General features: G+C 66.3%; 4 protein-coding genes. All 4 read left to right on the plus strand.

Going from position 1 to position 1,963, the window contains the following annotated elements; genetic code table 11:
• On the plus strand, positions 1 to 302 hold a 302-nt coding region (locus G6022_RS16730), incomplete at its 5' end, for a hypothetical protein (RefSeq protein WP_206682392.1).
• A gap of 446 nt (positions 303 to 748) precedes the next feature.
• Positions 749 to 1,204, plus strand: coding sequence for a helix-turn-helix transcriptional regulator (locus tag G6022_RS15995; RefSeq protein WP_269504828.1), 456 nt, complete (start codon positions 749 to 751; stop codon positions 1,202 to 1,204).
• A gap of 77 nt (positions 1,205 to 1,281) precedes the next feature.
• Complete coding sequence (locus G6022_RS16000; RefSeq protein ID WP_120282887.1) at positions 1,282 to 1,500, plus strand: hypothetical protein; 219 nt, start codon at positions 1,282 to 1,284, stop codon at positions 1,498 to 1,500.
• Between the two features lie 240 nt (positions 1,501 to 1,740).
• Positions 1,741 to 1,963 (plus strand): hypothetical protein (locus tag G6022_RS16005; RefSeq protein ID WP_182691994.1); only part of this gene is annotated, 223 nt, incomplete at its 3' end.

Here is a 1,963-nt window from a genome sequence, read left to right on the forward strand (position 1 = left end):
GCGGCTGCCGGGGCAGGAGCGGGTGCAGGAGCGGGAGCCTGTCGAACCGGCGCCTGCTGCACCGGGTACGTCGGGGCTTGCTGAACGGGATACGACGGGGACTGCTGCACCGGCACGGGCTGCGGAGAGCGGACCTGCTGCGTGGGAGCCTGCGGCGCCGGAGCGATTTCGACCTTGGGGGCCGACTCTCGGCGCTCGTCGGGCTTTTCTTCCCTCTTCACCTCACGGGCTGGCTGGACCGCCTTGGCCACGCCGGCCTGCTTGACCTGGGCGGGACGCTGCTGCGGGGCCGTCCGAGATGAGGTCGCCTGTGCGGCCTTCGCGGAACGGGGAGTCGCGCTGGCCTTCTGGGCCACGTCCACACCGGCCTGAGTGGTCGACGGTCGAGCACCTGGTGCTGACGCCTCCTCGATGCCCGACTGCGTCGCAGCCAGGGCTACCGACACGCCTCCGAACGCGATAAGGGCCGTGGTGGCCCCAACTAAGGCTCCTCGTAGAGCCGGGCCCGCTGTGGCCCGTCGGTCGCTTTCCGTCACTTCGGCTCCTTGCTGCCTACCGACATATTGGTACCAATATTGGTAGAGTACCGCCAACGGTCCCGTTGCAGGGCTTCGACCCGCCGTGATCGGCCGGCCAGCCATCGGCTTGTTTCCACTCTATAACTACACGCTATATTCCGCTAGTGGAAGGTTTAAGGCCGTTCGTTGGACAGACTTGTCGGGCAAGACACGCCGACGAAGGGGAGCCGATGCCTCGCCGTGCGGGGCAAATCAGCCCCACCACCCTCCGGGCCGCCATGTCCCGTCGAGGGGTGAGCGTCGACGACATCGCCGCACACCTGGACATCTCCCCCAACACCGTTCACAGCTGGCTCGACGGCACTCGTGCGCCGTCTCCTCCCCTGCTCGTCAGCGTGGCCCGAGCATTGGGCCTGCGGCCGGCGGACCTCACACTGGTCAGCGACGGCGAGGAGAGGCTGCACGATCTTCGGATCCACGCAGGTCTCCTCCAGCAGGAAGCGTGCGAGGTTGCGGGCATACGCCAACCGCAGCTCTCGAAGATGGAGCGGGGAGTGTCGGCTCCGCGCCCGGACCTCTGCGACGCCCTGGCCACGGCATACGGCGTCACCTCGGCTCGAGTTCTCGACGCATGGACTCGCACCCGAAACGACCGACGGCGGCAGTCCGGCGCAAAGTTTTCCTAGACCCACGCTATATTCGGACACGCCCGTGTGGCGGCAAATGCTCGACGCCGAACTACACGCGTGTTATTAATAAGGCCATGACGACCTTCGGCCGCCCGCGGACCCGCGATCACCGCACGCAGCTCAACGGCGAGATCGACAAGGAGCTAGTGGCCGACTTCAACGCGATCTGGCGCAGATCTGGCCGGAAGCGGTGGGAGGTGCTGCAAGACGTCGTCACTTACGGTCTCGCCGAGTACAAGCGGCGAGAAGCCGAGGCACCCAGTGCGCTCGACCTTCTCGGTCGCACTGGCTGACCACCACTGACTTCAAGAGATAGGAGGCGCACGGGACTCAACCAACGTCGTTGACAACCGCATAGCGCACCCACACAAAAAAGCGATCGCCCCCCGGGGCCGAATCCGAAGGGCGATCGCGAACGTGTGAACCGGGACGAGTTAGCCGCTCGCAACCCCGGTTTTGGTGCCAACCCCGAAAGGCGGACCAGCTTGCCTAGCTGTTCCGAGGGTAGCGCACACCCAAATGCCGTGTCCAGCATGCCGAAGCTGGGCGCGTCGCAGGGGGCGCCAACAGACCTCGATACCACCGAAGAACCCGACCTCGGCGCCGTGATTCGCAAGCGGATCGAAGACGCCGACAAAGAAAACCAGCTTCGCGGCCAGCGCGGCCGTTCCTGGGCCCTCGACGGCCGACAGCCGGCCCTGGTGTGGCAATCCCGTACCAAGTGGCTTGCCGGCACCGCGGCCGAGCTGGCGTGCA

The organism is Dietzia sp. Cai40 (assembly GCF_014145165.1).
Classification (GTDB): domain Bacteria; phylum Actinomycetota; class Actinomycetes; order Mycobacteriales; family Mycobacteriaceae; genus Dietzia; species Dietzia natronolimnaea.